This window comes from Mycolicibacterium novocastrense (assembly GCF_001499835.1).
Classification (GTDB): domain Bacteria; phylum Actinomycetota; class Actinomycetes; order Mycobacteriales; family Mycobacteriaceae; genus Mycobacterium; species Mycobacterium novocastrense.
Map to the genome: position 1 here is coordinate 250,987 of NZ_LQIH01000012.1, position 24,023 is coordinate 275,009.

The window sequence follows — 24,023 nt, forward strand, 5'->3', positions numbered from 1 at the left end:
TCGATGCTGCACGGTCGTGCCAGCATGCGCCCCGACGACGCCGGCTTCACCTTCACCGAATACTCGCGCGACCCGGCAGGGTCCCGGGAAACCCTCACCTGGTCGCAACTGGCGCGGCGCACCGTCAACGTCGCGCGCGATCTTCGGCGACACGGCACCACCGGCGACAGGGCGGTGATCCTCGCCCCGCAAGGCCTGGAGTACATCTCGGCGTTCCTCGGGTCGATGCAGGCGGGGCTCATCGCGGTCCCGCTGCCGTTGCCCCATCCCGGCTCCGGACACGACCGGGTGAGTTCGGTGCTCGCCGACACTCAACCCACGGTGGTCCTCACGACGTCGGCGGCCGCCGGCGACGTCGGGGACTTCATCGACCGGTCACGTCTGGACACGGTGCCCAAGCTCGTCGAGATCGATGCACTCGACCTGGACGCCGAGGGGCACACGGGACGCGATCCGGTTGAGCTTCCCGACATCGCTTATCTGCAATACAGTTCGGGCTCAACGAGGTTGCCGACGGGAGTGAAGATCTCCCACCGCAACCTCACGGCGAACTTCGATCAGCTGATGCGGGAGTTCTTCGCACAGTCACCGCTGCCGCCCGACGCCACGCTGGTTTCGTGGCTGCCCTTCTACCACGACATGGGGCTCGTGCTGGGGGTCTGCGCGCCCATCCTGTGCGGGCGACGCGCCGAGTTGATGAGCCCCGTCGCGTTCCTGGAGAAGCCGGCCCGCTGGGTGCGCGCGCTGGCCGAGAACCCGCACGCGTGGTCGTCGGCGCCGAACTTCGCGTTCGACCTCGCCGCCCGCAAGACCACCGACGAGGATCTGAACGGGCTCGATCTCGGCGGGGTGGTCGGCATCATCAGCGGTGCCGAACGGGTGGAACCCGCGACGCTGCACCGCTTCGTCGATCGGTTCGCACACTTCAACTTTCGCGATCACATGATGCGTCCCGCCTACGGTTTGGCCGAAGCAACCGTCTTCGTCGCCACGGGAACGTGGGACGAAGACTCGCCCGCGGGCCATTTCGACACCGAGGAACTCGGTGCCGGCCGGGTCCTGCCCTGCGCAGCGGGAAAGGGCACGGCACTCGTCAAATACCGCGTGCCGCAGTCGCCCTCGCTACGTATCGTCGACGGCGAGACCTGCCGCGAGCGTCCCGAAGGCGCGGTCGGCGAGATCTGGGTACACGGCGAGAACGTCTCCGACGGGTACTGGGGTAGAGGTCCCGACGCGCAGAGCTGTTTCGGGGCAACGCTTGTCGACCCGCCTCCGGGCACGCCGGCCACGCCGTGGTTGCGCACCGGCGACCTCGGATTCGTCCACGGCGGTGAGCTCTTCATCGTCGGCCGCATCAAGGACCTGCTGATCATCCGGGGCCGCAACCACTATCCCGAGGATGTCGAGGCGACGGTACAGGAGCTCACCCGCGGCCGGGTCGCGGCGATCGCGGTTCCGGTCGACGGAACCGAGCGCCTGGTCACGGTCCTCGAGCTCAAGAAGCCCGATGAGCTCGACGACGAGGTGATCCGTCGACTGGCTGCGATCAAAAGCGAAGTGAAGGCGGCGATCTCGAACGTGCACGGCCTGAGCGTCGAGGACATCGTGCTGGTGGCTGCCGGTGCGATCCCCACGACCACCAGCGGCAAGATTCGCCGGGCCGCCTGCGTCGAGCTGTATCAACAGAATCAATTCGCGCGATTGGACTCCAGATGAAGCGGTTCCTCGCCTTCGGCGCTGCGCTGACAACCCTCGGCGCCGCGGGGTTTCTGGGACTCGGGATCGCGGTGGCCGACGAGCCGTCACCGCCGCCCGCCCCGTCGGGCGACGGTCCACCGCCTCTGGGCACGCCCGGCCGCGGATATGCGCTGGGCGGTGCCCACGTGCTGGGCATCCCGTACGACGAATACATCATGCGCACGGGTGCCGACTGGTTCCCGGGACTGGACAGGCAGATCGTCGACTACCCCGCCGGTCAGGTGCAGGGCCACACCCTGGAGCGGTTGTTCCCGGGTATCGGCGCGTTCGGGGACCGCTATGTGCCGGGCCTCGGACTCGACGGGCCCAGCGTCGGGGAATCGGTCGACGTCGGCGCGCCGAACCTGATCGACGCGATCAAGGCGGGTGGTCCGGGCACCGCGATCGGGCTGTCGGAGGGCGCGATGGTGCTCAACGACGTGCAGGCGCGGCTCGCCTACGACCCGGCCGCCCCGCCGCCGAACGAGCTGAGCTTCGCGACCTACGGCGACCCGGTGGCCCGGCACGCCTTCGGTGAGAGCTTCCTGACGCAGATGTTTCCCGTCGGCAGCGTCGTGCCGTCGCTCGACTACCGCATCCCGCCGCCCGTCGAAAGCCAGTACGACACTTATCAGTTCATCTCGGCCTACGACAGCATCGCCGACTGGCCCGACCGCCCGGACAACTGGATCTCGGTGGCCAACGCGATCGTGGGCCTGGCGACCGGTCACACCGCGGTGGCGTTCACCGGTCCCAGCATGGTGCCCCCGCAGAACATCCGGACGACCGTGAACTCCCGCGGCGCGAAGACCACGACGTTCATGATTCCCGAGGAACACCTGCCGCTGGTGCTGCCGTTCAAGTACCTCGGCGTGGACAAGGACACGCTGATCAAGCTGGACGCGGTGCTCAAACCCTATGTCGATGCCGGCTATTCGCGTCACGACAACCCGCTGACCGCGCCCATCACCGTCGACCCCGTGAACGGTTACGACCCCGCGGAGGTCACCGCACCCGCCACCCAGGCCGCCTTCGGCGGTGGCGCGGACCCGGTGTCGCAGCTGCTCTCCGGGATGCAATACGTGTTGAACAACCAGCCGCCACCGAAGCCCTGAGCTACAGGCCGGCGAACCCGACCGCGAGCAGCACGCAGCCGATCACGGCGAGCAGTGCGCCGACTCCGCGACGGCCTTGTGCCCGCAGCCAGTCGTACAGCGTCGTCAATGCGGTACGGGTGCGGTCCGGCGCCACCAGATAGCACAGCAGCGGGATCTCCACGAGAGCGAAGGCCACCACGTTGAACAACAGCAGGGCGCCCAGCTGGATCGCGGTGGCGGCGCCGGAGGCGACGATCAGCGCCAACGCGGCGAGGTAGTCGACGGACGGCAGCGCGATGCCGAGTCCAGCGACTCCTGCCGTCCACAGCGACCGGCCCTCGAGCACTCGTCGGGCGCGGCCGGCGAGCGGTCCGACCCTGGCCTCGGCAAGGGCCGCCGCGTCGCGCCCGCGTGCCCATACGCCCGTGACCACCAGCGCCGCGTTCAGCAGCAGAAGTGCGCCGACCACGATCTGCACCATGGGCAGGGTGAAGCGCGCCGACCCCAGGGCCGGGCGCAGCATGAACAACACGACGACGCCCACGGCCGTGCCCATCGCGAAACCACCGCCGAGGAAGGCCAGCAGTTGGCGCGTCGGGTGCGGGCGGTTGAGCATCAGCACCGTCATCCCGACCCGAAACGGCTCCAGACTGACGGCAACGGCCATCAACAGGAGCGGTACCCACATGGGTTTCGTCGGTCCCCGGGCCTACCGGTCAACTGCGGATGGCTCGAGCATGCGCGTCACGTTACCTGTTGTGCTCACCACGATCCCGACCCTCACCGGCGCCGCATCCACAGCTGATGGCGTTCCGGTGGGTGACCCGGACGTGGCCACCGACTGCGGACGCGTGTGAAGATGGATGGGATATGAGCGCAACTGATCTCAGCCCGGCGACACTGCGCGAAGCGTTCGGGCATTTCCCGTCCGGTGTCATCGCGATCGCCGCGGAGGCGGAAGGCACCCGTATCGGACTGGCGGCGAGCACGTTCGTCCCGGTCTCGCTCGACCCGCCGCTGGTGTCGTTCTGCGTCCAGAACACCTCGGAGACCTGGCCCAGGCTCAAGGATCTCCCGTCACTGGGAATCAGCGTGCTCGGCGAGGCCCACGACGAAGCCGCGCGAACGCTGGCCGCCAAGACGGGTGATCGGTTCGCCGGCCTGCACACCGTGTCGCGGGAATCCGGCGCGGTCTTCATCGACGGCACCGCGGTATGGCTGGAAAGCGTGATCGAGCAACTGGTCCCCGCGGGCGATCACACGATCGTGATCCTTCGGGTCTGCGATATCACCGTGCACGCCGACGTCGCACCGATCGTGTTTCACCGCAGCACGTTCCGCCGCCTCAACAGCGGGTGATCCCGGTGCGCAACCGGTCGCCCGGCGAGCGGAAGCGCACTCAAATGGCCACGGTCAGGGCCGCGCGCTGAGCTCCTCGCGGTAGCCGGCCACCCGTCGCTCCAGCTCGTCGGCGTCGGCGACTCGGCCTTCCTTGCGGGCGAGAACCGCGCGGGTGCTGAGCTCGCGGATCGCGGTGCGAATGTCGTTGATGCTATGCGGGTGTCGAAGTGCCACGATGCAACCTTTCGTCGTTGATTGGCCGCTACCCGCAGGGTACCCACGTATCCGTGGATTTGTGTGCGTCGGCGGAAAGCCTTAACGGGTTGATCGCACGCACCTGGTGCATGCGATCAACCCGTTAGTGAGGTTCCGGCTCCTAGCGTCGCCGGCTCAAGCCGTCTTCTCCGGCTCCTACCGTCGCCGGAAGAGCTTGTCGCCGAGCCACACCACCGGGTCGTACTTGCGGTCGGCGGCCCGCTCCTTCATCGGGATCAGCGCATTGTCGGTGATCTTGATGTGTTCGGGGCAGACCTCGGTGCAGCACTTGGTGATGTTGCAGTAGCCCAGGCCGTGCACTTCCTGCGCGTCTTCGGCGCGACGCTCGTGCACGTCGAGGGGATGCATGTCCAGCTCGGCCTGACGCATCAGGTACCGCGGACCGGCGAACACCTCTTTGTTCTCCTCGTGATCGCGGATCACGTGGCAGACGTTCTGGCACAGGAAGCACTCGATGCACTTGCGGAACTCCTGTGACCGGTTGACGTCCTCCTGCGCCATCCGGTACTCGCCGGGCTGCAGGTCCTTCGGCGGCGTGAACGCCGGGATCTCCCTGGCCTTCTGATAGTTGAACGACACGTCGGTCACCAGGTCGCGGATCACCGGGAAGGTGCGCAGCGGAGTCACCGTGATGACCTCGTTCTCGGCGAAGGTCGACATCCGCGTCATGCACAGCAGCCGGGGCCTGCCGTTGATCTCCGCCGAGCACGAACCGCACTTGCCTGCCTTGCAGTTCCAGCGCACGGCCAGATCGCCGGTCTGGGTCTGCTGCAGCCGGTGGATGATGTCGAGCACCACCTCACCCTCGTTGACCTCAACCGAATAGTCCTGCAGCGCGCCGTCGTTGTCGTCGCCACGCCACACTCGCATCTTTGCCTGGTAGCTCATGCGTCTCTCCTAGACGTGTGGTTTGCGAGTTCTTCGGGGGTGAAGTACTTCTCCAACTCTTCGATGTCGATCAGCTCCAGCAGGTCGTCGCGCATCGGCACCTGGTCCTGACGGGTGATGTCGATGTCGGGCACCACGGTTTCACCCTCTGCCCGGCACACGAGCAGCGTCTTGCGCCACTTGGATTCCATCGACGGATAGTCGTCGCGGGTGTGCCCGCCGCGGCTTTCGGTGCGCTCCAGCGCGGCCTTGGCGATGCACTCGCTGACCAGGATCATGTTGCGCAGGTCGATGGCCAAATGCCAGCCCGGGTTGAAATGCCGGCCACCCTCCACCCGGACCCGCTTGTACCGCTCGCGAAGCTCCTTGAGCTTGTCGATGGCCTCGGTGATCTCGTCTGATTTGCGGATGATGCCGACCAGGCTGTTCATCGTGTCCTGCAGATCCAGCTGCAGGGTGTACGGGTTCTCGGCGGCATCGCCGTTGGACGGGCCCTCGAACGGATGCAGCGCCAACTTGGTCGATTCCTCGACCGCGGTGTCGGACACCTTCGGACGTTCACCGAGCGCGCGCACGTAGTCGGCCGCGCCCATACCGGCGCGCCTGCCGAACACCAGCAGATCCGACAGCGAGTTGCCGCCCAGCCGGTTGCTGCCGTGCATGCCACCGGAGCACTCACCGGCGGCGAACAGCCCCGGCGTCTTGGCCGCACCGGTGTCGGGGTCGACCTCGATGCCGCCCATCACGTAGTGGCACGTCGGCCCGACCTCCATGGGCTCCTTGGTGATGTCGACCTCGGCCAGCTCCATGAACTGGTGGTACATCGACGGCAGCCGCCGCTTGATCTCCTCGGCCGGCAGCCGCGAGGCGATGTCGAGGTAGACGCCGCCGTGCGGGGTGCCGCGCTCGGCCTTCACCTCGGAGTTGATGGCACGGGCCACCTCGTCGCGGGGCAGCAGGTCAGGGGTGCGACGCGCGGAGTCGTTGTCCTTGAGCCACTGGTCGGCTTCCTCGATGCTCTCGGCGTACTGGCCTTTGAACACCGCAGGGATGTAGTCGAACATGAAGCGCTTGCCGTCGGAATTCTTCAGCACTCCGCCGTCACCGCGCACACCCTCGGTGACGAGGATGCCCTTGACGCTGGGCGGCCAGACCATGCCGGTCGGGTGGAACTGGACGAACTCCATGTTGATCAGCGTCGCGCCCGCGCGCAGGGCCAGCGCATGCCCGTCGCCGGTGTACTCCCAAGAGTTCGACGTCACCTTGTAGGACTTGCCGATGCCGCCGGTCGCCAGCACAACCGCCGGTGTTTCGAACAGGACGAAGTTGCCGCCTTCGCGGTAGTAGCCGAAGGCACCGGCAATCCGGTCGCCGTCCTTGATCAGGTCGGTGACCGTGCACTCGTGAAAGACCCGGATGCGGGCCTCGTAGTCGCCGAACTCCTCTTTGTCCTCCTGCTGCAGGGAGACGATCTTCTGCTGCAGGGTCCGGATGATCTCCAGGCCGGTGCGGTCACCGACGTGCGCCAGCCGCGGATAGGTGTGCCCGCCGAAGTTGCGTTGGCTGATCCGTCCGTCCTTGGTGCGGTCGAACAGCGCGCCGTAGGTCTCCAGCTCCCACACCCGGTCCGGAGCTTCCTTGGCGTGCAACTCGGCCATGCGCCAGTTGTTGAGGAACTTCCCGCCGCGCATGGTGTCCTTGAAGTGGACCTGCCAGTTGTCCTTCGGGTTCGCGTTGCCCATCGCCGCGGCGCAGCCGCCCTCGGCCATCACCGTATGGGCCTTGCCGAACAACGACTTCGTAATCACCGCGACCTTCAGGCCGCGTTCGCGTGCCTCGATGACCGCGCGTAAACCCGCGCCGCCGGCGCCGATGACGACGACGTCGTAGGAGTGCCGTTCGATCTCCGATGAGCCGCTTGCGCGAAGAGCATCAGACTCCGATGAGCCGCTTGCGCGAAGAGCATCAGACTCCGATGAGCCGCTTGCGCGAAGAGCATCAGATTCCGCCATCAAATAAACCTCACTACCGTTTGGAAAAGGCTGTCAGCCAATAAATCTCAGGTCAGAGATGGCCCCGCTGGCCACCAGCATGATGTAGAAGTCGGTCAGCATCAGCGTGCCGAGCGTGATCCAGGCGTAGGTCTTGTGCCTGGTGTTCATCCTGCTGACCTGGCTCCACATCCAGTACCGGACAGGGTGTTTGGAGAAGTGCTTGAGGCGGCCGCCGACGACGTGACGGCAGGAGTGGCACGACAGCGTGTAGGTCCACAGCAGCACCACGTTCGTGACGAGGATGACGTTGCCCAACCCCAATCCGAAACCGTCGGGCGAACGGAACGCCGCGATCGCGTCGTAGGTGTTGATGAGCGAGATGACCACGGCGATATAGAAGAAGTAGCGGTGCGTGTTCTGGATGACCAGCGGCAGCCGCGTCTCACCCGTGTAGTGCGCCCGGGGCTCGGGCACCGCACAAGCCGTCGGCGACTGCCACACCGAGCGGTAGTAGGCGCCGCGGTAGTAGTAGCAGGTCAACCGGAACAGCAACAGGAACGGCAGCGACACCGCCGCATACGGCAGCCACCACACGTCGGGCAGGAACTGGCCGAAGTGGCTGGACTCCGGGATACACCCGGACTGCTCGGCGGCGTTCCACTTCGCCAGACACGGCGAGTAGAACGGCGTCAGATAGTGGTAGTCGGCGACGTAGTACCACTTCTGCATGAACGCCCGCACCGTGGCATAGATCAGGAAGGCCGCGAAGCCCAGGTTCACGATCAGCGGTGACTGCCACCACCGGTCGGTGCGCAGGGTGCGTTGCGGGATCTCGGCACGGCTCGGCGAAAAGACGCCGGTCGCCTTGCGGTCGGCGGTGGGTGCGCTCACTGTTGCCTTTCGGTGTTGAGTTGTCCCGGTGCTCGGCGGTCCGCGTCAGCGGACGCCGCCGAGCCCTTCGTCGTCGACGCCGCGCCAGAAATCGGTGTCGTACTGAGTGTCCGGGATCGGGATGCGGTCTCCGGCGTGGTGGTGCACCACGCCTCGGGCCAGCTCCAGCTCTTCGGCGTCAATGTCGAGACGGTCGATGTCGTTGAGGATGCGTTCGGCGTCGTTGACGATGCGACGCGTCGCCGGGGTGTCCCCGTATCTCGACGCCAACGATGTCACGCACCGCCGCAGGCTTCCGATTAGCTCGTGCAGCTCGGCAAGTTCGGTAGTGCTGGACAATTGACCTCCTTGGGCTGAAGGGTGTCAGGCATCACAGTACGACACCCGATGCTAGCTACATCATGCAGTGCACCGTGAGACAGATCACGTCAAATCGAAGGAGACGGCCCGATGCCCGACCAGGTCCTCAAAGAACGGGCAGACGCCCTGCTGGCCTTGCACGTACCGGGAAACCCGGTGATCCTGCCGACCGTCTGGGACGCCTGGTCGGCACGGCTCGCGGTCGACGCGGGATTTGCTGCGCTCACCGTCGGCAGCCACCCGCTGGCCGATTCCGTCGGCAAACCCGACCAGGAGGGCATGTCGTTCGATGACGTGATCGCCCGCGTCAAGCAGATCACCGCGGCGGTCGACGTCCCGGTCTCAGTCGACCTCGAGTCCGGCTACGCCCAGACGCCCGCGCGGCTCATCGAGGGGCTGTTGGAGGCCGGCGGCGTCGGGTTCAACATCGAAGACACCGTGCACAGCGAGGGCGGCCGGTTGCGCTCGGCGACCGAGCATGCGCAGCTTGTCGGCGCGCTGCGTGAGGCGGCCGATGCGACCGGCGTGCACGTGGTGATCAACGCCCGCACGGATCTGTTCCTGCGCCAGGACGGCGACGAGTCCGACCGCGTCGACCGTGCGATCGCCCGGTTGGCCGAAGCCGCGGCCGCCGGAGCCGACGTGCTCTACCCCGTTGGCCGTCACGATCCGGATACGTTGCGGCGCTTGACATCCGAATTACCTCTGCCGGTGAACGCGATCGGGCTGCCCGACCAGGACGACCCCGCGTCGTTCGGGCCGCTCGGCGTGGCGAGAGTCAGCTTCGGGCCGTTCCTGCAGCGCGCGCTGTCGGCGCCGGCCAAGGAGATGTTGCAGCGCTGGGTTTAGCACGGCGCTGAACTAAGGACCGGAGAACATGCCCGACGACGATCTGAACTGGCAGGACGACCAGTCGCTGGTGCTGGCCGCCGGCGTGGTCGCGGCCGTGCTGGTGGCGATTCTGATCTACGCGGTGATTCGTACCTCGGACGCCGCGAGGGTGCCTGCCTCCGTGCCGCCGCCGGCCGCCACGTCGATTCCGCTGACGTACACCACCACAACGACGACCACACCCAGCTACACCATGCCGAGTGTGGAGACGACGGAAGTCCGGGCCCCGGAGCCGCCGCCGACGGACACTTCTCCAGCCGTCACGACGACCGAACGCTGAGACGACGAAGCCGGTGGAACCTCTCGGGTTCCACCGGCCGCGGTGTCGGAGTGCTTACTTGCTTTCGATCGCGATCCGCTGCGTCTCGCGGCCCTTGTGGGCGTCGGTGATCCGCACCGTCAGCACACCGGCGTCGTATTCGGCCTTGATGTCCTGGCCGGTGACGTGCTCGGGAAGCTTGAACGATCGGCGGAACGACCCGTAACGCACTTCGCGCAGCGTGCGGCCGTCTCTGTCTTCGGATCGCTCGTCGCGCCGTTCGCCGTGGATGACGAGGTAGCCGCGGTCGACCTCGACGTTCACGTCCTTCTCGACGTCGAGGCCGGGAAGCTCGACGCGGACGAGCGCGTCGTCGCCGTCCCTGACGATCTCCGCGGCGGGGGTGAACGCCCCCGTGGCCCAGCCCTCGGCCGTCGCGGGGCCGAAGAAGTCGCGTACCCACCGGTCCAGATCCCAGGCGGGACGAGTCCGTAATGCCAACGTGCTCATGTCTGTCCTCCTCGCTGCGGGACCGGCACCGTGCCGGTCACTCATCCCATAGAACTTGAGTCACCTACGCTCATGTTCCAAGTGGGCGTTCGCTGGCAGCGAACCCATCGCACCGGTCTCACATCGGACGCCGGAGAATGTGAGCACACCGTGATCGCGGCTTCACACGAGGCGACATTGCGGCAATATCGGCTGCTTAGCGTCGGCGGCATGCAGTCAACGAGAAACGTGGTGGTGGTCGGCCACGGCATGGTCGGTCACCGATTCGTCGAGGCGCTGCGCTCCCGCGACGGGGACGGCCAATGGCGGGTGACGATCCTCGCCGAGGAGGCCGACGCCGCATACGACAGGGTCGGGCTCACCGGATACACCGAACACTGGGACCGCGGCCGACTGGCGCTCGCGGGTAACGGCTATCCCGGTGACGACCTGGTCGAGTTGCGACTGGGCACGCGGGTGACGGCGATCGATCGAACGGCGAAGGTGGTGACGACCGCCGACGGAGCGCAGGTGCCCTACGACGCCCTGGTGCTGGCGACCGGATCCTATGCGTTTGTTCCGCCGGTACCGGGCCGCGACCTACCGGCCTGTCACGTCTACCGCACCCTCGACGACCTCGACGCGATCCGGGCCGGCGCCGACACGGCGCTGGGCTCCAAGACGCCGGTCGGCGTCGTGATCGGCGGCGGTCTGCTCGGGCTGGAGGCGGCGAATGCGCTGCGGGCGTTCGGGTTGAAGACCCACGTCGTCGAAATGGCGCCGCACCTGATGGCCGCGCAACTCGACGAGGCGGGCGGCGCGCTGCTGAGCCGGATGGTCAAGGGCCTGGGCATCGAGGTGCACACCGGTGTCGGCACCGAGAGCATCGCACCGGCACAGCGCAACCGGCCGCTGCGCAAATCCGATCAAGACGACTCAGTGCGGTTGTCCCTGAACGACGGTAGCCATATCGACACCGGCCTGATCGTGTTCGCCGCCGGCGTGCGCCCGCGCGATGAACTCGCCCGCGAGGCCGGCCTCGACATCGCTCAACGCGGCGGTGTGCTGACCGATCTGTCTTGCGTCACAAGCGATCCCGACATCTACGCCATCGGTGAGGTCGCCGCGATCGAGGGCCGCTGCTACGGGCTGGTCGGCCCCGGCTACACCAGCGCGGAGGTGGTGGCCGATCGTCTGCTGGGTGGTGCCGCCGAGTTCCCGGAAGCCGACATGTCGACCAAGCTCAAGCTGCTCGGCGTCGACGTGGCCAGCTTCGGCGACGCCCAGGGCCGCACGCCCAACTGCCTGAACGTCGTGGTCAACGACCCGGTCAAGCAGACCTACGCGAAGCTGGTGCTCTCCGATGACGCCAGGACGCTGTTGGGCGGAATCCTGGTCGGCGACGCGTCGGCCTACGGGGTGCTGCGTCCGATGGTCGCCAGCGAACTGCCCGGTGACCCACTGTCGCTGATCGCGCCCGCTTCCGAGGGCGGGGCGGCGGGATTGGGAGTCGGGGCGCTCCCCGACATCGCGCAGATCTGCTCGTGCAACAACGTCACCAAGGGTGATCTGAAGGAAGCGATCGGCGGTGGTTGCACCGATGTGCCCGGCCTGAAGAAATGCACACTCGCTGGTACGTCGTGCGGTTCGTGTGTGCCGCTGCTCAAGCAGCTGCTGGAGGCCGAGGGTGTCGAACAGTCCAAGGCGCTGTGTGAGCACTTCTCCCAGTCACGCGCCGAGTTGTTCGAGATCATCAGCGCCACCGAGATCCGCACCTTCTCCGGTTTGATCGAACGCTTCGGCACCGGAAAGGGTTGCGACATCTGCAAACCGGTGGTGGCCTCGATCCTCGCCTCGACGAGCAGCGACCACATCCTCGACGGGGAGCAGGCCTCACTGCAGGACTCCAACGACCACTTCCTGGCCAACATCCAGAAGAACGGCAGCTATTCGGTCGTCCCGCGGTCACCGGGCGGTGAGATCACACCCGAGCAGCTGATCCTGATCGGCGAGATCGCAAGGGACTTCGGCCTGTACACCAAGATCACCGGCGGTCAGCGTATCGACATGTTCGGCGCCCGCGTCGACCAGCTTCCGCAGATCTGGCGCCGCCTCGTCGACGGCGGCATGGAATCCGGGCACGCCTACGGTAAGTCCTTGCGCACCGTCAAGAGCTGTGTCGGCAGCACATGGTGCCGCTACGGGCAACAGGACTCCGTCGACATGGCCGTCGAGATCGAGAAGCGCTATCGCGGTCTGCGCGCCCCACACAAGATCAAGATGGCGGTATCGGGCTGTGCGCGCGAATGTGCGGAGGCCCAGAGCAAGGACGTCGGCGTCATCGCGACCGAACAGGGCTGGAATCTCTACGTCTGCGGCAACGGCGGGATGTCGCCCCGGCACGCGCAACTGCTGGCCGGCGATCTCGACGACGAGACGCTGATCCGCTACATCGACCGGTTCCTGATGTTCTACATCCGCACCGCCGACCGGTTACAGCGCACCGCGCCGTGGCTGGAGGCCATGGACGGTGGCCTGGACCATCTCCGCGACGTCGTCTGCAACGACACCCTGGGGCTGGCCGCCGAATTCGAAGCCGCGATGGCCCGCCACGTCGAGGGGTACGCATGCGAATGGAAGGGCGTGCTCGAGGATCCGGACAAACTGTCGCGCTTCGTGTCGTTCGTCAACGCCCCCGACGTCGCCGATCCCACTGTCGAGTTCACCGAGCGGTCCGGCCGCAAGGTTCCCGTTCCCATCGGAATGCCGAAGGTGCCGCAACAATGACAATTCTCAACGAGGTTCAGGTTTGGACCACGGCCTGCCATTACGACTTCCTGATTCCGAACCGCGGTGTCGGCGTGTTACTGGCCGACGGCAGTCAGGCGGCGCTGTTCCGTCTGGATGACGGATCGCTGCACGCGATAAGCAACATCGACCCGTTCTCCGGGGCCGCGGTGATGTCGCGCGGCATCGTCGGCGATCGGGGCGGCCGCCCGACCGTGCAGTCGCCGATCAAGAAGCAGGCCTTCGCGCTCGACGACGGTGTGTGTCTCGACGATCCCGAGGTCTCGCTGCCGGTCTACCCGACGCGCCTCACCGCCGACGGGCAGGTCGAAGTCCGCGGCTGACGCCTCCTCCTCATTCGCGGGCAAACCCCTCAGGCCGCCAGCGGAACGCGGGCCCGGCGGAACCGGTTGGCGATCAACCGCACCATCGCCGGATGGGTGCCGAGCGGATCGGCGACCGCATCCGCCCCGCTGTCGCGCAGTCTGTCCTGAAACAGTCCCTCGGCCAACAGGTACGAGGCCACCACCACCCTGCGCGCACCCGCACGGCGTAGCCGCGCCACTGCGTCGGCGACGCGTGGTTCGCCGGTGGCGGCATACGCGAGCTCGACCCGATCGCCGAGCACCGCCGACAACAACGCGGACATCTGCCGCAAGTCCGACAACGCACCGGCATCCGATGTACCCGCCGCCGCCAGCACCACCGAATCACCGGGCCGCCAACCGCATTCGATCAAGCGGTCCATGAGTACACGCGTCAGCGCCGGGCTGGGTCCGAGCGCCTCGGCCACGGTCACGCCGGGGTGTCCGCTGGCCGCGACGTGCGCGGGGATGTCGACGTTGACGTGGTAGCCGCGCGCCAGGAACGCCGGCACCAGGATCGTCCGATCGGTCAGCGTCTGCAGCACTTCACTCGGTGTCGGGCCGAGAACGTCGACGAACGCGACGTGGACTGCGGCGCCGAGCGCCGTGGACACCCGGTCGGAGAGGTTTCCGATCAGCGCGACACCGCTTCGTTTGCGGGTGCCGTGCGCCACCAGTAGATAGCTCATGGTGCGTACGCCAAACCGTCCTCGACCGCCAGGCGGTAACCCCGCTTGACCACGGTCGACACGATGTTCTTGTCGCCCAACGCCGTTCGCAGTCGCAACACGGCTGTTTCAACGGCGTGGGTGTCTGTACCGGTGCCGGGCAGAGCCCGCAGCAGGTCGGCGCGCGACACCACCGCTCCCGGGCGGTGGGCCAGCGCGCGAATCGTCGCCATGCCTGCCGGCGACACCGGCTTGACGGCGCCGTCGACCAGGACACAGGTGCCGCGTATCTCGAGCAGGTGCCCGGCCACCCGAACGGTGCGCGAACACAACAGCGGAAGTTCATCGGTGATGTGACGGACCAACGCGCCCAACCGCATTCGCTCCGGCGCCGATGTCGGCACGCCCAGTCGGACCAGGGGCCGGGCGGTGACGGGGCCGACGCACATGGCGTGCACGTCACCGCGGAAGGCGGCGATCACCCGGTTCTCCAGGTCCATCTCTTTGGCCCGCAGGAGCACCGACGCGACAGCGGGCGCAGAGGTGAAGCTGACCGCGTCGAACTTCTCGTCGGCGATGCCGGCCACCAGTTGGTCGAAGTCGCCGTTGTGCGGGGCCGGGTGCCACCGGTAGACCCGGATCGGAACGACCTCGGCACCGGCCGCACGCAACTCGTCGAGGAACTCGGGAAACGGGTCCCAGTCCTCGGTGGCTCCGTGCAACTGCACCGCGACCCGTTGCCCGGTGATACCGCCCTCGACGAGGTAGTGCAGCAGTTCGCGTGACGACTCCGAGTCCGGGGACCACTCCTCGGGTAGCCCGGCGGCGCGCAGCGCACCGGTCGCCTTGGGTCCGCGCGACACGACGCGCGCCTTCGCGAGCGCCGCGGTCAGGTCGTTCGCCAGCCCCCAGCCGTCGGCCGCGGCGATCCAGCCGCGGAACCCGATGCCCGTGGTGGCGATCACGATGTCGGGCGGTACAGCGATCAGGCTTTCGGTGTGGGTGCGCAGTTCGTCGTCGTCGGGCAACGGCACCATCTCGATCGCGGCCGCGCTGGTCACCGTCGCCCCGCGGCGGCGTAGCAGCGCGCTCAGCTCGTCGGCGCGCCGAGCGGACGTCACGGCCACCCGGAATCCGGTCAGCGGCGCCCAGTCCGGCTCAGTCATGGAACCTGTGTAGGCAGCGCATGTTTCCAAGCGATTACTTGGTCATTTCCGAAGCGTGTCGGCACCGCCCGCAGCCTGCAGCCCTCCATGAAATCGGACGTTAACGAGGCGTTATTGCATCAACATGCCGGGCGATGACCCCGCCGTGAACTTCCCCTCACCTGACACGCGGCACGGGTGTGAGTCTCACCAGACGTCGCCGTCGCGCCAGTCGCACGTGATCTCGGCGGTGGTGTCGAGCTCGACACTGACGGGCAGCACGAACAGCGCGTTGTCGTCGTCGGGAGTGCGGGTCAACCCGGCCGGCGCCAACACCGACGTGGGCCCCTGCCACGGCAGCCAACCGCGGGCCGTGTAGATCGGCCTGCCGGCGTCGCTCGCGCTGAGGGCTCCGAGCTGATACGCCCCGCGGATCACCTGCTCGGCGGCGTCCATCACCGCGCGGGCCAGGCCCTGCCCGCGCCAGTCCTCGCGCACCGCGACCGCTTCGACGTATCCACACCGCAGCGCGGTGTTGCGGTACAGCAGCCGGCGTTGCACCACCGCCGCGTGCGCGATCAGCGCGCCGTGGTCGAAGATCATCGCGTGCATGCCGCCGAGCGAGTGCTCCCAGTCGACTTCGGTGAACTCGCCTTCAAAGGCGCCGATGACCATGCGCTTGGCGTCCGCGCGGGTCTCCGGGTCGAGGTCGGAGGTATGGATCAGCCGTGCGCTGTGGATGCGCACGACGGAAGTCAGTGGATCCTGAACATGCACACTGCTTTTCTACCAGCGTCGTGTGACTAACGGTCCCCGAACGGTCGGCGCGGCTGCGACCAATGCATCCGCACGGTTTGCCCGGGACGCACCTGAGCGACCTTGTCAATGTCCTCGTCGGCGACCACACCGATCACCGGGTACCCGCCCGTGACCGGGTGATCCGGTCCGAGAATGACGGGAAAACCGTTCGGCGGCACCTGAATTGCGCCTCGTGTGGCGCCCTCGCTCGACAGTTGCCGGTCCGGCCAGCGGTACTCGAGCGGCCTGCCGACCAACCGCATGCCGACACGGTCGCTCTTGTTGGTCGCCTGCCAGTTCGTGCGGATCAACACATCCGGGTCGACGAACCAGTCGTCGCGCGGGCCGGGCACCACGGTCAACTCGAGCACGTCGTCCTCGATGGCCGCGACCGGAGCCTGGTCGAGTTCGGGGAAGTCCTCGGTGTGTTCGCCGACGGGCAGCACATCACCCGCCCGCAGCGGTTGCGGGCCGATCGCCGACATCACGTCATACGACCGCGAGCCCAGCACCGGCTCGACGTCGATGCCGCCGCGCACCGCCAGATATGTCCGAAGACCGGAGCGCGGGGCGCCGAGCGAGATCACCTCGCCGTCACGGGCATAGTGAATGCTGTTGGTGCCGAACAACACTCCGTCGACCGACGGATCGGTGTCGGCGCCGGTGACCGCGATCGCGATATCGCCACCGCGTACCCGCGCCGCCAGCCCGCCGAACGTCACCTCGATGGTGGCCCGATCGCCGGGGTTGGCCACCAGGCGGTTGGCCAGTGTGTGCGAGCGGCGGTCGGCGGCCCCGGAGCGGCCCACCCCCATGTGCGCCAACCCGGGACGACCCAGGTCCTCGACCAGAGCCAACGGGCCCGAGCGCAGAATCTCCAGCGTCGTCGTCATGACGGGACCGCCCGGAACTGCACCCACATGCCCGACGTCAGCAGCGCCGGGTTGTCCCTGTTGATGTCCCACAGCACCGCTTGATCTTTCGAGGTGCGGCCGATCAACTGCCAGCCGCCGGGGGACTCACGCGGGTAGACGCCGCTGAACTCGCCCGCCAGCCCAACGGCGCCGGCGGGCACTTTGGTCCTCGGCTCGGAGCGCCGCGGCACCTCGAGTCGGCGGTCACCGCCGACGAGATAGGCGAAACCGGGAGCGAACCCGCCGAACCCGACCCGCCACAGGCTGCCGGTGTGTGCGGCGATGACGTCGTCGCGGCTCAGCCCCGTGAGCCGGGCCACCTCGTCGAGATCGGGCCCGTCGTGGACGACGTCGATGGTGACGTCGGCACGGCCGTCGGCCGGCGGTGTCAACTCCGCCTCCGGATCGGCGTCGATGCGTAAGCCGCCGAGACGCTGACGCGTCGGCGCCTGGTACCGGGGGCCCTCGAGTTTGACCAACACGGTGCGCGCGGCCGGCACGATGTCGAGGACACCGGGCAGGTCGGCCCGTCGGATCGCATCGGTCCACGCCAACACCTCGGCGGTGCTGTCGAACTCGAGCAACAGCGCCCGGTCCCCGTAGTCGCGGATCGGAACGGCGCCGGCGCCTCGCATGCCACGTTCCATTTCGGCTGTCACGGTCATACCTGAGAAATTACCCGCGAGTAGCTTGCAATACCCCTGCTCTATGAGCCTTGCCAGAGGAGTTTTAGCGATGCCTCAAGCGGCGGGCCGATACGTCGGCTCGCGACGCTTGATGAAGGCGATCACCCGGTACGTCACGGGCAGCACGACCACTTCCACCCCGGTCTTGTAGACCCACCCCAGCGCCACGTAGACGGCGAAGTCGCGCCATGTGTTGATCCCGATGGCAGCCGCGGCGATGCTGCAGAACACCAGGGTGTCGGCGAACTCGCCGACGACCGTCGACCCGATCAACCGGGCCCACAGGTGCTTCTCGCCCACCCGGGCCTTGATCTTCACCACGACCCACGCGTTGAGCGTCTGCCCGACCAGGAACCCGGCCAGCCCCGCGATCACCAACAAGGTGAACGGTTTCATCACGGCCTCGAACGCCGCCTGGTTGGTGTAGAAGTCGGCGGGCGGCAACACGGCGGTGAGCCAGAACGTGAACGCCGCCAGCGCCTCCATCACGAACGCGATGTAGATCGCGCGCCGGGTGGCCCTGAACCCGTACACCTCCGACAACACGTCGCCGATCACGTAGGTCAGCGGAAAGACGACGAATCCACCGTCGGTGATCAGCGACCAGTCCCCGATGATCGGGCCGAAGGCGACGCCCTTGGTCGCCGCGACATTGGAGATCAGCACCAGGCCGGTGAAGACCGCGACCAGCGTCGGATAGTAGGCCGATCCCGTGGTCGCGAACCCGCGGTGTTTGGCCTCGGTGTCGGCGGTCACCGCGCAATCTTCTCAGGCCAGCGCTTGGGCGATGCGCGGCGGCAGTTGATCGGCCACCAGGGGATAGGACAGCGGTGAGGCGAACGCGATCGCGCCGGCGAGTTCCTTGCCGGTGAAGATGTTCGCCGGGCCCCGCTCGGCGATCTTCGGGTCGGCCAGCAGCGCTGCCTGTTCCTCGTCGGACTCGGTGGCCCAGATCAGCACGTCGGCGTCGAGTCCGTCGGTGACGTTCAGGCCCATCGCGGTGAGGAACTCGGCGCGCCATGCGGGTGCGAGCGCCCGGGGTTCACCGCCGGACAGATGACCGTGCAGCAGCGCCGCCGTCCTGCCCGCGAAACCGGGATTGCTTTCGGCGACCGCGATGAACCGATCGCCGACGGTCACGATCAGGGCTTGCATCTCATCGTGTTTGAACACCGCCTGCCCGATGGTGGTGGCCTGTTGTTTCCACGGCTCGAAAAACGCGTCGGCGCCCGATTGCGCGACGGTCGGCGCGATCTCCGACAGCCTCGAGTAGGTGTCCGAGTCGAGTCCGGCGTTGGTGGCGACGATGAGGTCGGGGTTGAGCGCGGCAATCTGGTCCACTTGGACGCCCTCGGCGAGGCTGAGCACGGCTGGTTGCGCGGAGCCGAGTTTCGGTCGCGCCCAGGGCCACACTGCGAACGGTTCACCGCCGAACCATTCGGTCACTGCCACCGGTACGACGCCGAGCGCGAGAAGGTCGTCCTGCCCGGTCAGTCCGGCGCTGACCACCCGCGTGGGCGGTGCCGGGATCTTGGTCTCGCCGAAGGCGTGCTTGACGGTGACCGAGCCGTCCTTGGCCACGGTGCCCGGCTTGTCCGAACCGCATCCGGCCGCGAATCCCGCGGTGGCGAGCGCCGCGCCCGCGCTCGCCGTCAGGAACCCTCGCCGAGTCAGCCCCTTGGCCACCCGGCGAGCGTAGCTAACGGACTTGGAAGTTCCCGAACAACACGACGGCCAGTCCGAGGGCCACGACGATGTTCACCACGGTCGCCGACGCGAACAACGCGATCGGGCGCCATCCGGCCTCCCTGAGTCCCTTGAGCGAGAACTCCAGGCCGATCGCGACGAACGCGAAGATCAGAAACCACGTCCTCAGATCGTTGACGGTGCTGATCGCCGATTTGTCCCCGCCCCATGCCAGATACAGGGTGCCGACGATCGACGCGGCGATGAATCCGAGCACGAACTTCGGAAAGCGTTCCCAGAATTGCCCGAGCGACGGCCGGGCCTCTGCCGCCGATCGCCGTTCGACCTTCAGCGCGAAGTAGGCGGTCAGCGCGATCGCGACCACCCCGATCAGCGCGTTCTGCGTGGTCTTGACGATCGTCGCGATCTGCAGCGCGTCCTCGCCGGCGATGGCGCCGGCTGCGGCGACGGCGGCGGTGGTGTCGATGTTGCCGCCGATCCAGGCACCGGCCACCGCGTCGGAGAGGTTGAAAACGTCTGCCAGCCAAGGCAACAGGAAGATCGAGGGCAGAGCGAACGCGATCACCAGGGACGCCGCATAGGCGAGTTGCTCGCGCTTGGCCTGCACGGCGCCGGCCGCAGCGATGGCTGCGCTCACCCCGCAGATCGACACCGCCGACGCGAGCAGTGCGCGCAGTTTGTCCTCCAGGCGCAGCACTCCGCCCAGCCACCAGGTGAAGCCGAACACGATCGAGATCAGCAGCAGCGCCTGGATGATCGCCGGGCCCGCCGCGGTGACGAGCACCTTGAGGTTGATCGACGCGCCGAGCAGCACCAGGCCGGTCTTGATGAAGAACTCGGTGCGAAAGCCGCGCGCCAGCGCGTCGCGCAGGGCCAGGCGTGACAGCACGAAGTTGCCCAGTAGTCCCAAAGCGATGGCGTACACCGGGAATTCGATGGATTTCGCGACTCTCTCGAACGCGGTGCCATCGGCCCACTGCGGCACCTGCGCTTCCAGGTAACGCGTGACGGCGCCCAGTCCGAGTACCACGAGGACCCCGGCGACGGCGTAACCGACGCCCGAAGTCTGCGGCCTCGTCGTTGCGGTCGTCTGCTCGGTCACGGGATCACGCTTCCCGGGATCGCACCCACCAGGACGAGCGCGAGCAGCGAAAGGCCGACAATGACGGCGAGCCAGTCCTCATTCATGCGCGGACCGTACGTCGGGCGACGCGCGCAGGCATCCGTTGCGATCAGCGCGAATCGAACCTCAGCAGATGATGGTGGTCGATTCGATCGGCGGCGCCTCGCCGGACGCGGTGAGCACGTCGCCGCGGTTGATCTGCGTCCGCTCGATGTCCTTGAACAGCACGCCGACGTTCTCGCCGGCGCTGACCTCGTCGCGCTGCTTGCGAAACTGCTCGATGGCGGCGACGGTGATGCCGGGCCCTCCGTTGATGTGCACGGTGTCACCGACACGCAGGGTGCCCGCCTCGACCCGGCCGGTCGCGACCACGCCGCGGTTGCGGATCGTGAAGACGTCCTCGACCGTCATCCGAAACATCAGGAGCGCGACAACTTCTTGTTGGCGTAACGGGTCAGCCAGCCCGGCGAGAACCGCGACGCCAATGTCATCACCTTGGTCTGCGTTCCGACTGGGAAGTGCACCTGGTGGATGGTGCGCCGAAGCCGCGACGGTTCGACGGCCTCCACGATCGCATCGGCGATGTCCTGCGCCGTCAGCCGGATGCCGAGGGATTCCGTCGTGCCGGTTTTGACGTCGTGGGTCATCGCGGTCTGCACGTACAGCGGCCACATCGCGATGACGCGGATGCCGTAGCGGTTCCACTCGATGTCGAGCGCCTCGGTGATCCCGCGGACGAAGAACTTCGTGGCGCTGTAGTTGGCCAGCTCGGCCTGACCGTAGATCGCCGACGCGGACGACAGATTCACGACGACCGAGTTCGGGGTCTTGCGCAGGTAGGGAAACGCGGCGTACAGACCGTTGACGACACCCTTGGCGTTGATGTCGATCTCCTTGTGGTGGCCGGCGATGTCCATCTCCTCGAAACGTCCGGCCCGCAGGATCCCGGCGTTGTTGATCATCACGTCGAGCCGATCGCCTGCGGCCGCGGCGAATTCGCCCACCCGCGTGGCCATCTCGTCGGGGTCGGTGACGTCGAGGTGACCCGTGTGTGCGACGCCGCCCAACCGGTCGATGTCGTCGGCCAGCGACTTGAGCCCGACTTCGTCGATGTCGTATCCGCCCACGACGAATCCATTGCGGGCGAACGTGAGCGCGGTGGCGCGGCCGATGCCGGCGGCGGCGCCGGTGATGAATACGGCCTTGCGGGAGCTGGGAGGCATGGTCACCACCTCTTCATACCCGCTTGGGTGGGGTCGGCATCACCCGATTGCGTCAGGCGAAGGCCAACGACAGCCCGAGTCCGACCATCGCGGCCGCGATCACCCCGTCGAGGACGCGCCACGTCGTCGGTGTGGCGAACCACCGGGCGAGCTTGCGCGCCCCCAAACCGAGGCTGAAGAACCAGACCGCACTGGCGGTGACCGCGCCGACACCGAACAGCCAGCGTCCGTCGCGGTGTTCGTTGGCCAGCGCGCCGAGCAGCACCACGGTGTCGAGATAGACGTGCGGATTCAACCAGGTCAGCGCGAGGCAGGTGAGGAGTACCTCGAGCAGGCGCGCCGACCCCTCCTCGGAGGGGGTCAGCGCAGAGGGCCGCAGGGCGCGTCGCGCCGCGAGGACCCCGTAGCCGACGAGGAACGCCGCCCCGCCGTATCTGGCCACCTCCACTGCACCGGGGTGTGCGGCGATCACCAGCCCGAATCCGGCGATGCCCGCGGCGATCAGCACGACGTCGGACACGGTGCACACCGCGGCGACCGCCAGCACGTGCTCACGCCGAACCCCCTGGCGGAGCACGAACGCGTTTTGCGCGCCGATCGCGGCGATCAGGGCGAACGAGGCCAGGAAACCCACCAGCAGCGGAGACGTCACGCCCCGACGTTAGGAGCGTGGCGAGCATCAGTACAGCTAAATATTCTGCATATGAATTAGCATTGCTAATGTGACCGTCGATGCTGCGCAGTTGGCGGCGTTCGCCGCGGTGATCGAGCACGGTTCGTTCGACGCGGCGGCGGCGCGGCTGCACGTCACGCCGTCGGCGGTCAGCCAGCGCATCAAGGCGCTCGAACAGCGGATCGGACAGGTGCTGGTTGTGCGCGAAAAGCCCTGCACCGCAACCGCAGCCGGTATCCCGCTGATACGTCTGGCGACGCAGACGGCGTTGTTGGAGGCCGAGGCGCTCGCGGAGATGGGCGGCGGAGGTGGCGCCGCTCCGCGAATCGCCATCGCGGTCAATGCAGATTCGATGGCCACGTGGTTCACCGAGGTGTTCGCCGCCCTGGACGATGTGCTGTTCGACATCCGCATCGAGGACCAGGACCACTCGTCACGTCTGCTGCGCGAGGGTGTCGTAATGGGTGCGGTGACAACCGAACGCGCACCGGTGCCGGGGTGCCGGGTGCAACCGCTGGGGGTCATGCGCTATGTCCCCGTGGCCAGCCCGGAGTACCGCGACCGGTATCTGCCCGACGGCTTTACCGCGGCGGCGGTCGGTCGGGCGCCGTCGCTGGCGTGGAATCGTGACGATGCCCTTCAGGACATGTTGGTGCGCAAGGTGTTTCACCGCGACATCTCCCGACCACAGCATTTCGTGCCGACCGCGGAGGGCTTCGGCGCCGCGGTCGAAGCCGGTTTGGGGTGGGGTATGTTCCCCGAGGCGCTGGCCCGGCCGCAGTTGGACGACGGATCGTTCGTGCGGATCGCGAGGGCGCATCTCGATGTCCCGCTGTTCTGGCAGTGCTGGAAGCTGGACAGCCCGATCGTCGGTCGTGTCACCGAGGCGGTCACCGCTGCAGCGGGCGTACTCGCACCTCGTCGCCGGCGCTGACGGTGCCGACGGCGACAACTTCGGCGTAGACCCCCGCGCAGGGGAGCTTCCCTCCGCCAGGGACCTCGACGCGATTGTGTTCCAGCAGGTAGCGCACCGCATCCGGGAGTCGCTCGGTCGCACCGTGTTTGAGCGTCGGAACGGCGCAGCGCGGGGTGGGGAGGGTGACGCGCAGCGTGACCTCGCCGAGTTCGATCTCGGCTCCCACCCATTCGTTCTCGACGAAGGGCTCAGACCCGACGTCGACGACGACGTTGGGCCGGTACCGCAGTGCCTCGGATATGCCTACACCGATCGCGTCGAGCGTGGCCGTGGTGATCAGATGCACCGGGGAGTGGTCGACGAACGCGCCGCCGGGTGCGCCCTGCCCGAGTTCGAGCAGCACCGGATCGAACTCGGCGTCGATGCCGTGTTCGAGCACCTCCAGTGGGTCGGACCGCTCGAGAACCACGCCGGCAGCCCGCTCGTCGGCGATATGCACTGTGCGCCCGAGTAGTTCGGACAGCGGAGCGGCAGCCTCGGTGACCGGCACGCTGCGCCCGTCGGGCAAGGTGACGGTGACGCTACCGTCCTCGCTGGTGGTCGACGCGCACTGCAGCAGTGTGCTCCACCGCCTCGGGTGCTTCGCGGTGGCGACGCGCCCGGTCTCCTCGTCGATGAGGGCGTACCGGCGGTCGCCGTCGACGCCCAGGGGCCCGATCCGAACCCGGTCGCGTACTTCCCCGAGCATCGATTTCACCGGGTAGCGCTGCAGCGCGGCCACGCGTCCGGTCATGT

At 67.3% G+C, this 24,023-nt stretch carries 27 protein-coding genes; 8 read left to right on the top strand and 19 right to left on the bottom strand.

Annotated elements, in window-relative coordinates:
* The first annotated feature begins 3 nt into the window (after nt 1-3).
* Together AU072_RS11440 and pe are read left to right on the top strand one after the other, a co-directional pair.
* Complete coding sequence (locus AU072_RS11440) at nt 4-1,716, top strand: AMP-binding protein (RefSeq protein ID WP_064414032.1); 1,713 nt, start codon at nt 4-6, stop codon at nt 1,714-1,716.
* On the top strand, nt 1,713-2,852 hold the full coding sequence (gene pe / locus AU072_RS11445) for an acyltransferase PE (protein WP_064413887.1): 1,140 nt from the start codon (nt 1,713-1,715) through the stop codon (nt 2,850-2,852). The genes AU072_RS11440 and pe overlap by 4 nt, the downstream gene beginning before the upstream one ends.
* A 1-nt stretch (nt 2,853) precedes the next feature.
* Here pe and AU072_RS11450 read toward each other — a convergent pair whose 3' ends face one another.
* Nucleotides 2,854-3,522, bottom strand: a complete 669-nt coding sequence (locus AU072_RS11450) for a GAP family protein (protein WP_064413888.1) — start codon at nt 3,520-3,522, stop codon at nt 2,854-2,856.
* 182 nt (nt 3,523-3,704) lie between these two features.
* On the opposite strand from AU072_RS11450, the gene AU072_RS11455 reads away from it, so the two are divergent.
* The gene (locus AU072_RS11455) at nt 3,705-4,193 is read left to right on the top strand and encodes a flavin reductase family protein (protein WP_064413889.1); all 489 of its coding nucleotides are present in this window, start codon (nt 3,705-3,707) and stop codon (nt 4,191-4,193) included.
* 54 nt (nt 4,194-4,247) lie between these two features.
* Here AU072_RS11455 and AU072_RS28300 read toward each other — a convergent pair whose 3' ends face one another.
* The 5 genes from AU072_RS28300 to AU072_RS11475 form a co-directional block, all read right to left on the bottom strand.
* On the bottom strand, nt 4,248-4,409 hold the full coding sequence (locus AU072_RS28300; RefSeq protein WP_090344556.1) for a hypothetical protein: 162 nt from the start codon (nt 4,407-4,409) through the stop codon (nt 4,248-4,250).
* A 177-nt stretch (nt 4,410-4,586) separates the two neighbouring features.
* Complete coding sequence (locus AU072_RS11460) at nt 4,587-5,339, bottom strand: succinate dehydrogenase/fumarate reductase iron-sulfur subunit (RefSeq protein ID WP_064413890.1); 753 nt, start codon at nt 5,337-5,339, stop codon at nt 4,587-4,589.
* Entirely contained in the window at nt 5,336-7,351 is a 2,016-nt protein-coding gene (locus tag AU072_RS11465) for a fumarate reductase/succinate dehydrogenase flavoprotein subunit (RefSeq protein ID WP_235629888.1), read from the bottom strand. The genes AU072_RS11460 and AU072_RS11465 overlap by 4 nt, the downstream gene beginning before the upstream one ends.
* 33 nt (nt 7,352-7,384) lie before the next feature.
* Entirely contained in the window at nt 7,385-8,224 is an 840-nt protein-coding gene (locus tag AU072_RS11470; RefSeq protein ID WP_064413891.1) for a succinate dehydrogenase subunit SdhC, read from the bottom strand.
* A 45-nt stretch (nt 8,225-8,269) separates the two neighbouring features.
* Complete coding sequence (locus AU072_RS11475; protein WP_064349304.1) at nt 8,270-8,563, bottom strand: Rv0250c family protein; 294 nt, start codon at nt 8,561-8,563, stop codon at nt 8,270-8,272.
* A gap of 111 nt (nt 8,564-8,674) precedes the next feature.
* Between AU072_RS11475 and AU072_RS11480 the strand changes: the two genes are divergently transcribed.
* Both AU072_RS11480 and AU072_RS11485 read left to right on the top strand, forming a co-directional pair.
* A complete protein-coding gene (locus tag AU072_RS11480) occupies nt 8,675-9,433 on the top strand; it encodes an isocitrate lyase/PEP mutase family protein (protein WP_064413892.1) in 759 nt (252 codons plus the stop codon).
* A 28-nt stretch (nt 9,434-9,461) separates the two neighbouring features.
* Nucleotides 9,462-9,755 carry a hypothetical protein gene (locus AU072_RS11485; RefSeq protein ID WP_064413893.1) on the top strand — a complete coding sequence of 98 codons (294 nt, stop codon included), beginning with the start codon at nt 9,462-9,464 and terminating at the stop codon, nt 9,753-9,755.
* A 54-nt stretch (nt 9,756-9,809) separates the two neighbouring features.
* On the opposite strand, the gene AU072_RS11490 is transcribed toward AU072_RS11485, so the two are convergent.
* Nucleotides 9,810-10,244: an Hsp20/alpha crystallin family protein gene (locus AU072_RS11490; protein WP_064413894.1), complete on the bottom strand. Its 435-nt coding sequence runs from the start codon at nt 10,242-10,244 to the stop codon at nt 9,810-9,812.
* A gap of 210 nt (nt 10,245-10,454) precedes the next feature.
* Here AU072_RS11490 and nirB point away from each other — a divergent pair, with 210 nt between their 5' ends.
* Nucleotides 10,455-13,010 (top strand): nitrite reductase large subunit NirB, encoded by a 2,556-nt coding sequence (nirB, locus tag AU072_RS11495; RefSeq protein WP_064414034.1) that lies wholly within the window; start codon nt 10,455-10,457, stop codon nt 13,008-13,010.
* The gene (gene nirD / locus AU072_RS11500; protein ID WP_064413895.1) at nt 13,007-13,354 is read left to right on the top strand and encodes a nitrite reductase small subunit NirD; all 348 of its coding nucleotides are present in this window, start codon (nt 13,007-13,009) and stop codon (nt 13,352-13,354) included. The genes nirB and nirD overlap by 4 nt, the downstream gene beginning before the upstream one ends.
* Before the next feature lie 29 nt (nt 13,355-13,383).
* Here nirD and AU072_RS11505 read toward each other — a convergent pair whose 3' ends face one another.
* From AU072_RS11505 to lysE, 11 genes are all read right to left on the bottom strand, one after another.
* Nucleotides 13,384-14,064, bottom strand: a complete 681-nt coding sequence (locus AU072_RS11505) for a sirohydrochlorin chelatase (RefSeq protein ID WP_064413896.1) — start codon at nt 14,062-14,064, stop codon at nt 13,384-13,386.
* Complete coding sequence (locus tag AU072_RS11510) at nt 14,061-15,209, bottom strand: uroporphyrinogen-III synthase (protein WP_064413897.1); 1,149 nt, start codon at nt 15,207-15,209, stop codon at nt 14,061-14,063. The genes AU072_RS11505 and AU072_RS11510 overlap by 4 nt, the downstream gene beginning before the upstream one ends.
* Nucleotides 15,210-15,395: 186 nt before the next feature.
* A complete protein-coding gene (locus AU072_RS11515) occupies nt 15,396-15,965 on the bottom strand; it encodes a GNAT family N-acetyltransferase (RefSeq protein WP_082680859.1) in 570 nt (189 codons plus the stop codon).
* A 26-nt stretch (nt 15,966-15,991) separates the two neighbouring features.
* Nucleotides 15,992-16,879: a 5-oxoprolinase/urea amidolyase family protein gene (locus AU072_RS11520; RefSeq protein ID WP_064414036.1), complete on the bottom strand. Its 888-nt coding sequence runs from the start codon at nt 16,877-16,879 to the stop codon at nt 15,992-15,994.
* Nucleotides 16,876-17,565, bottom strand: a complete 690-nt coding sequence (locus tag AU072_RS11525; protein WP_064413898.1) for a 5-oxoprolinase subunit B family protein — start codon at nt 17,563-17,565, stop codon at nt 16,876-16,878. The genes AU072_RS11520 and AU072_RS11525 overlap by 4 nt, the downstream gene beginning before the upstream one ends.
* 75 nt (nt 17,566-17,640) lie before the next feature.
* Complete coding sequence (locus AU072_RS11530) at nt 17,641-18,342, bottom strand: queuosine precursor transporter (RefSeq protein WP_064413899.1); 702 nt, start codon at nt 18,340-18,342, stop codon at nt 17,641-17,643.
* Nucleotides 18,343-18,354: 12 nt separating this feature from the next.
* Nucleotides 18,355-19,272 (bottom strand): ABC transporter substrate-binding protein, encoded by a 918-nt coding sequence (locus AU072_RS11535; protein ID WP_064413900.1) that lies wholly within the window; start codon nt 19,270-19,272, stop codon nt 18,355-18,357.
* A gap of 13 nt (nt 19,273-19,285) precedes the next feature.
* Entirely contained in the window at nt 19,286-20,395 is a 1,110-nt protein-coding gene (locus AU072_RS11540) for a YeiH family protein (RefSeq protein WP_064413901.1), read from the bottom strand.
* Between the two features lie 147 nt (nt 20,396-20,542).
* On the bottom strand, nt 20,543-20,836 hold the full coding sequence (locus AU072_RS11545) for an EF-Tu/IF-2/RF-3 family GTPase (protein ID WP_064413902.1): 294 nt from the start codon (nt 20,834-20,836) through the stop codon (nt 20,543-20,545).
* Nucleotides 20,836-21,639 (bottom strand): SDR family oxidoreductase, encoded by an 804-nt coding sequence (locus AU072_RS11550; RefSeq protein ID WP_064414037.1) that lies wholly within the window; start codon nt 21,637-21,639, stop codon nt 20,836-20,838. The genes AU072_RS11545 and AU072_RS11550 overlap by 1 nt, the downstream gene beginning before the upstream one ends.
* A gap of 52 nt (nt 21,640-21,691) precedes the next feature.
* Nucleotides 21,692-22,291, bottom strand: coding sequence for an L-lysine exporter (gene lysE / locus AU072_RS11555; protein ID WP_064413903.1), 600 nt, complete (start codon nt 22,289-22,291; stop codon nt 21,692-21,694).
* Nucleotides 22,292-22,352: 61 nt separating this feature from the next.
* On the opposite strand from lysE, the gene AU072_RS11560 reads away from it, so the two are divergent.
* Entirely contained in the window at nt 22,353-23,246 is an 894-nt protein-coding gene (locus AU072_RS11560; RefSeq protein WP_407937601.1) for a LysR family transcriptional regulator ArgP, read from the top strand.
* Here AU072_RS11560 and AU072_RS11565 read toward each other — a convergent pair.
* Nucleotides 23,203-24,021, bottom strand: a complete 819-nt coding sequence (locus tag AU072_RS11565; protein ID WP_064413905.1) for an MOSC domain-containing protein — start codon at nt 24,019-24,021, stop codon at nt 23,203-23,205. The genes AU072_RS11560 and AU072_RS11565 overlap by 44 nt on opposite strands.
* Nucleotides 24,022-24,023 lie beyond the last annotated feature (2 nt).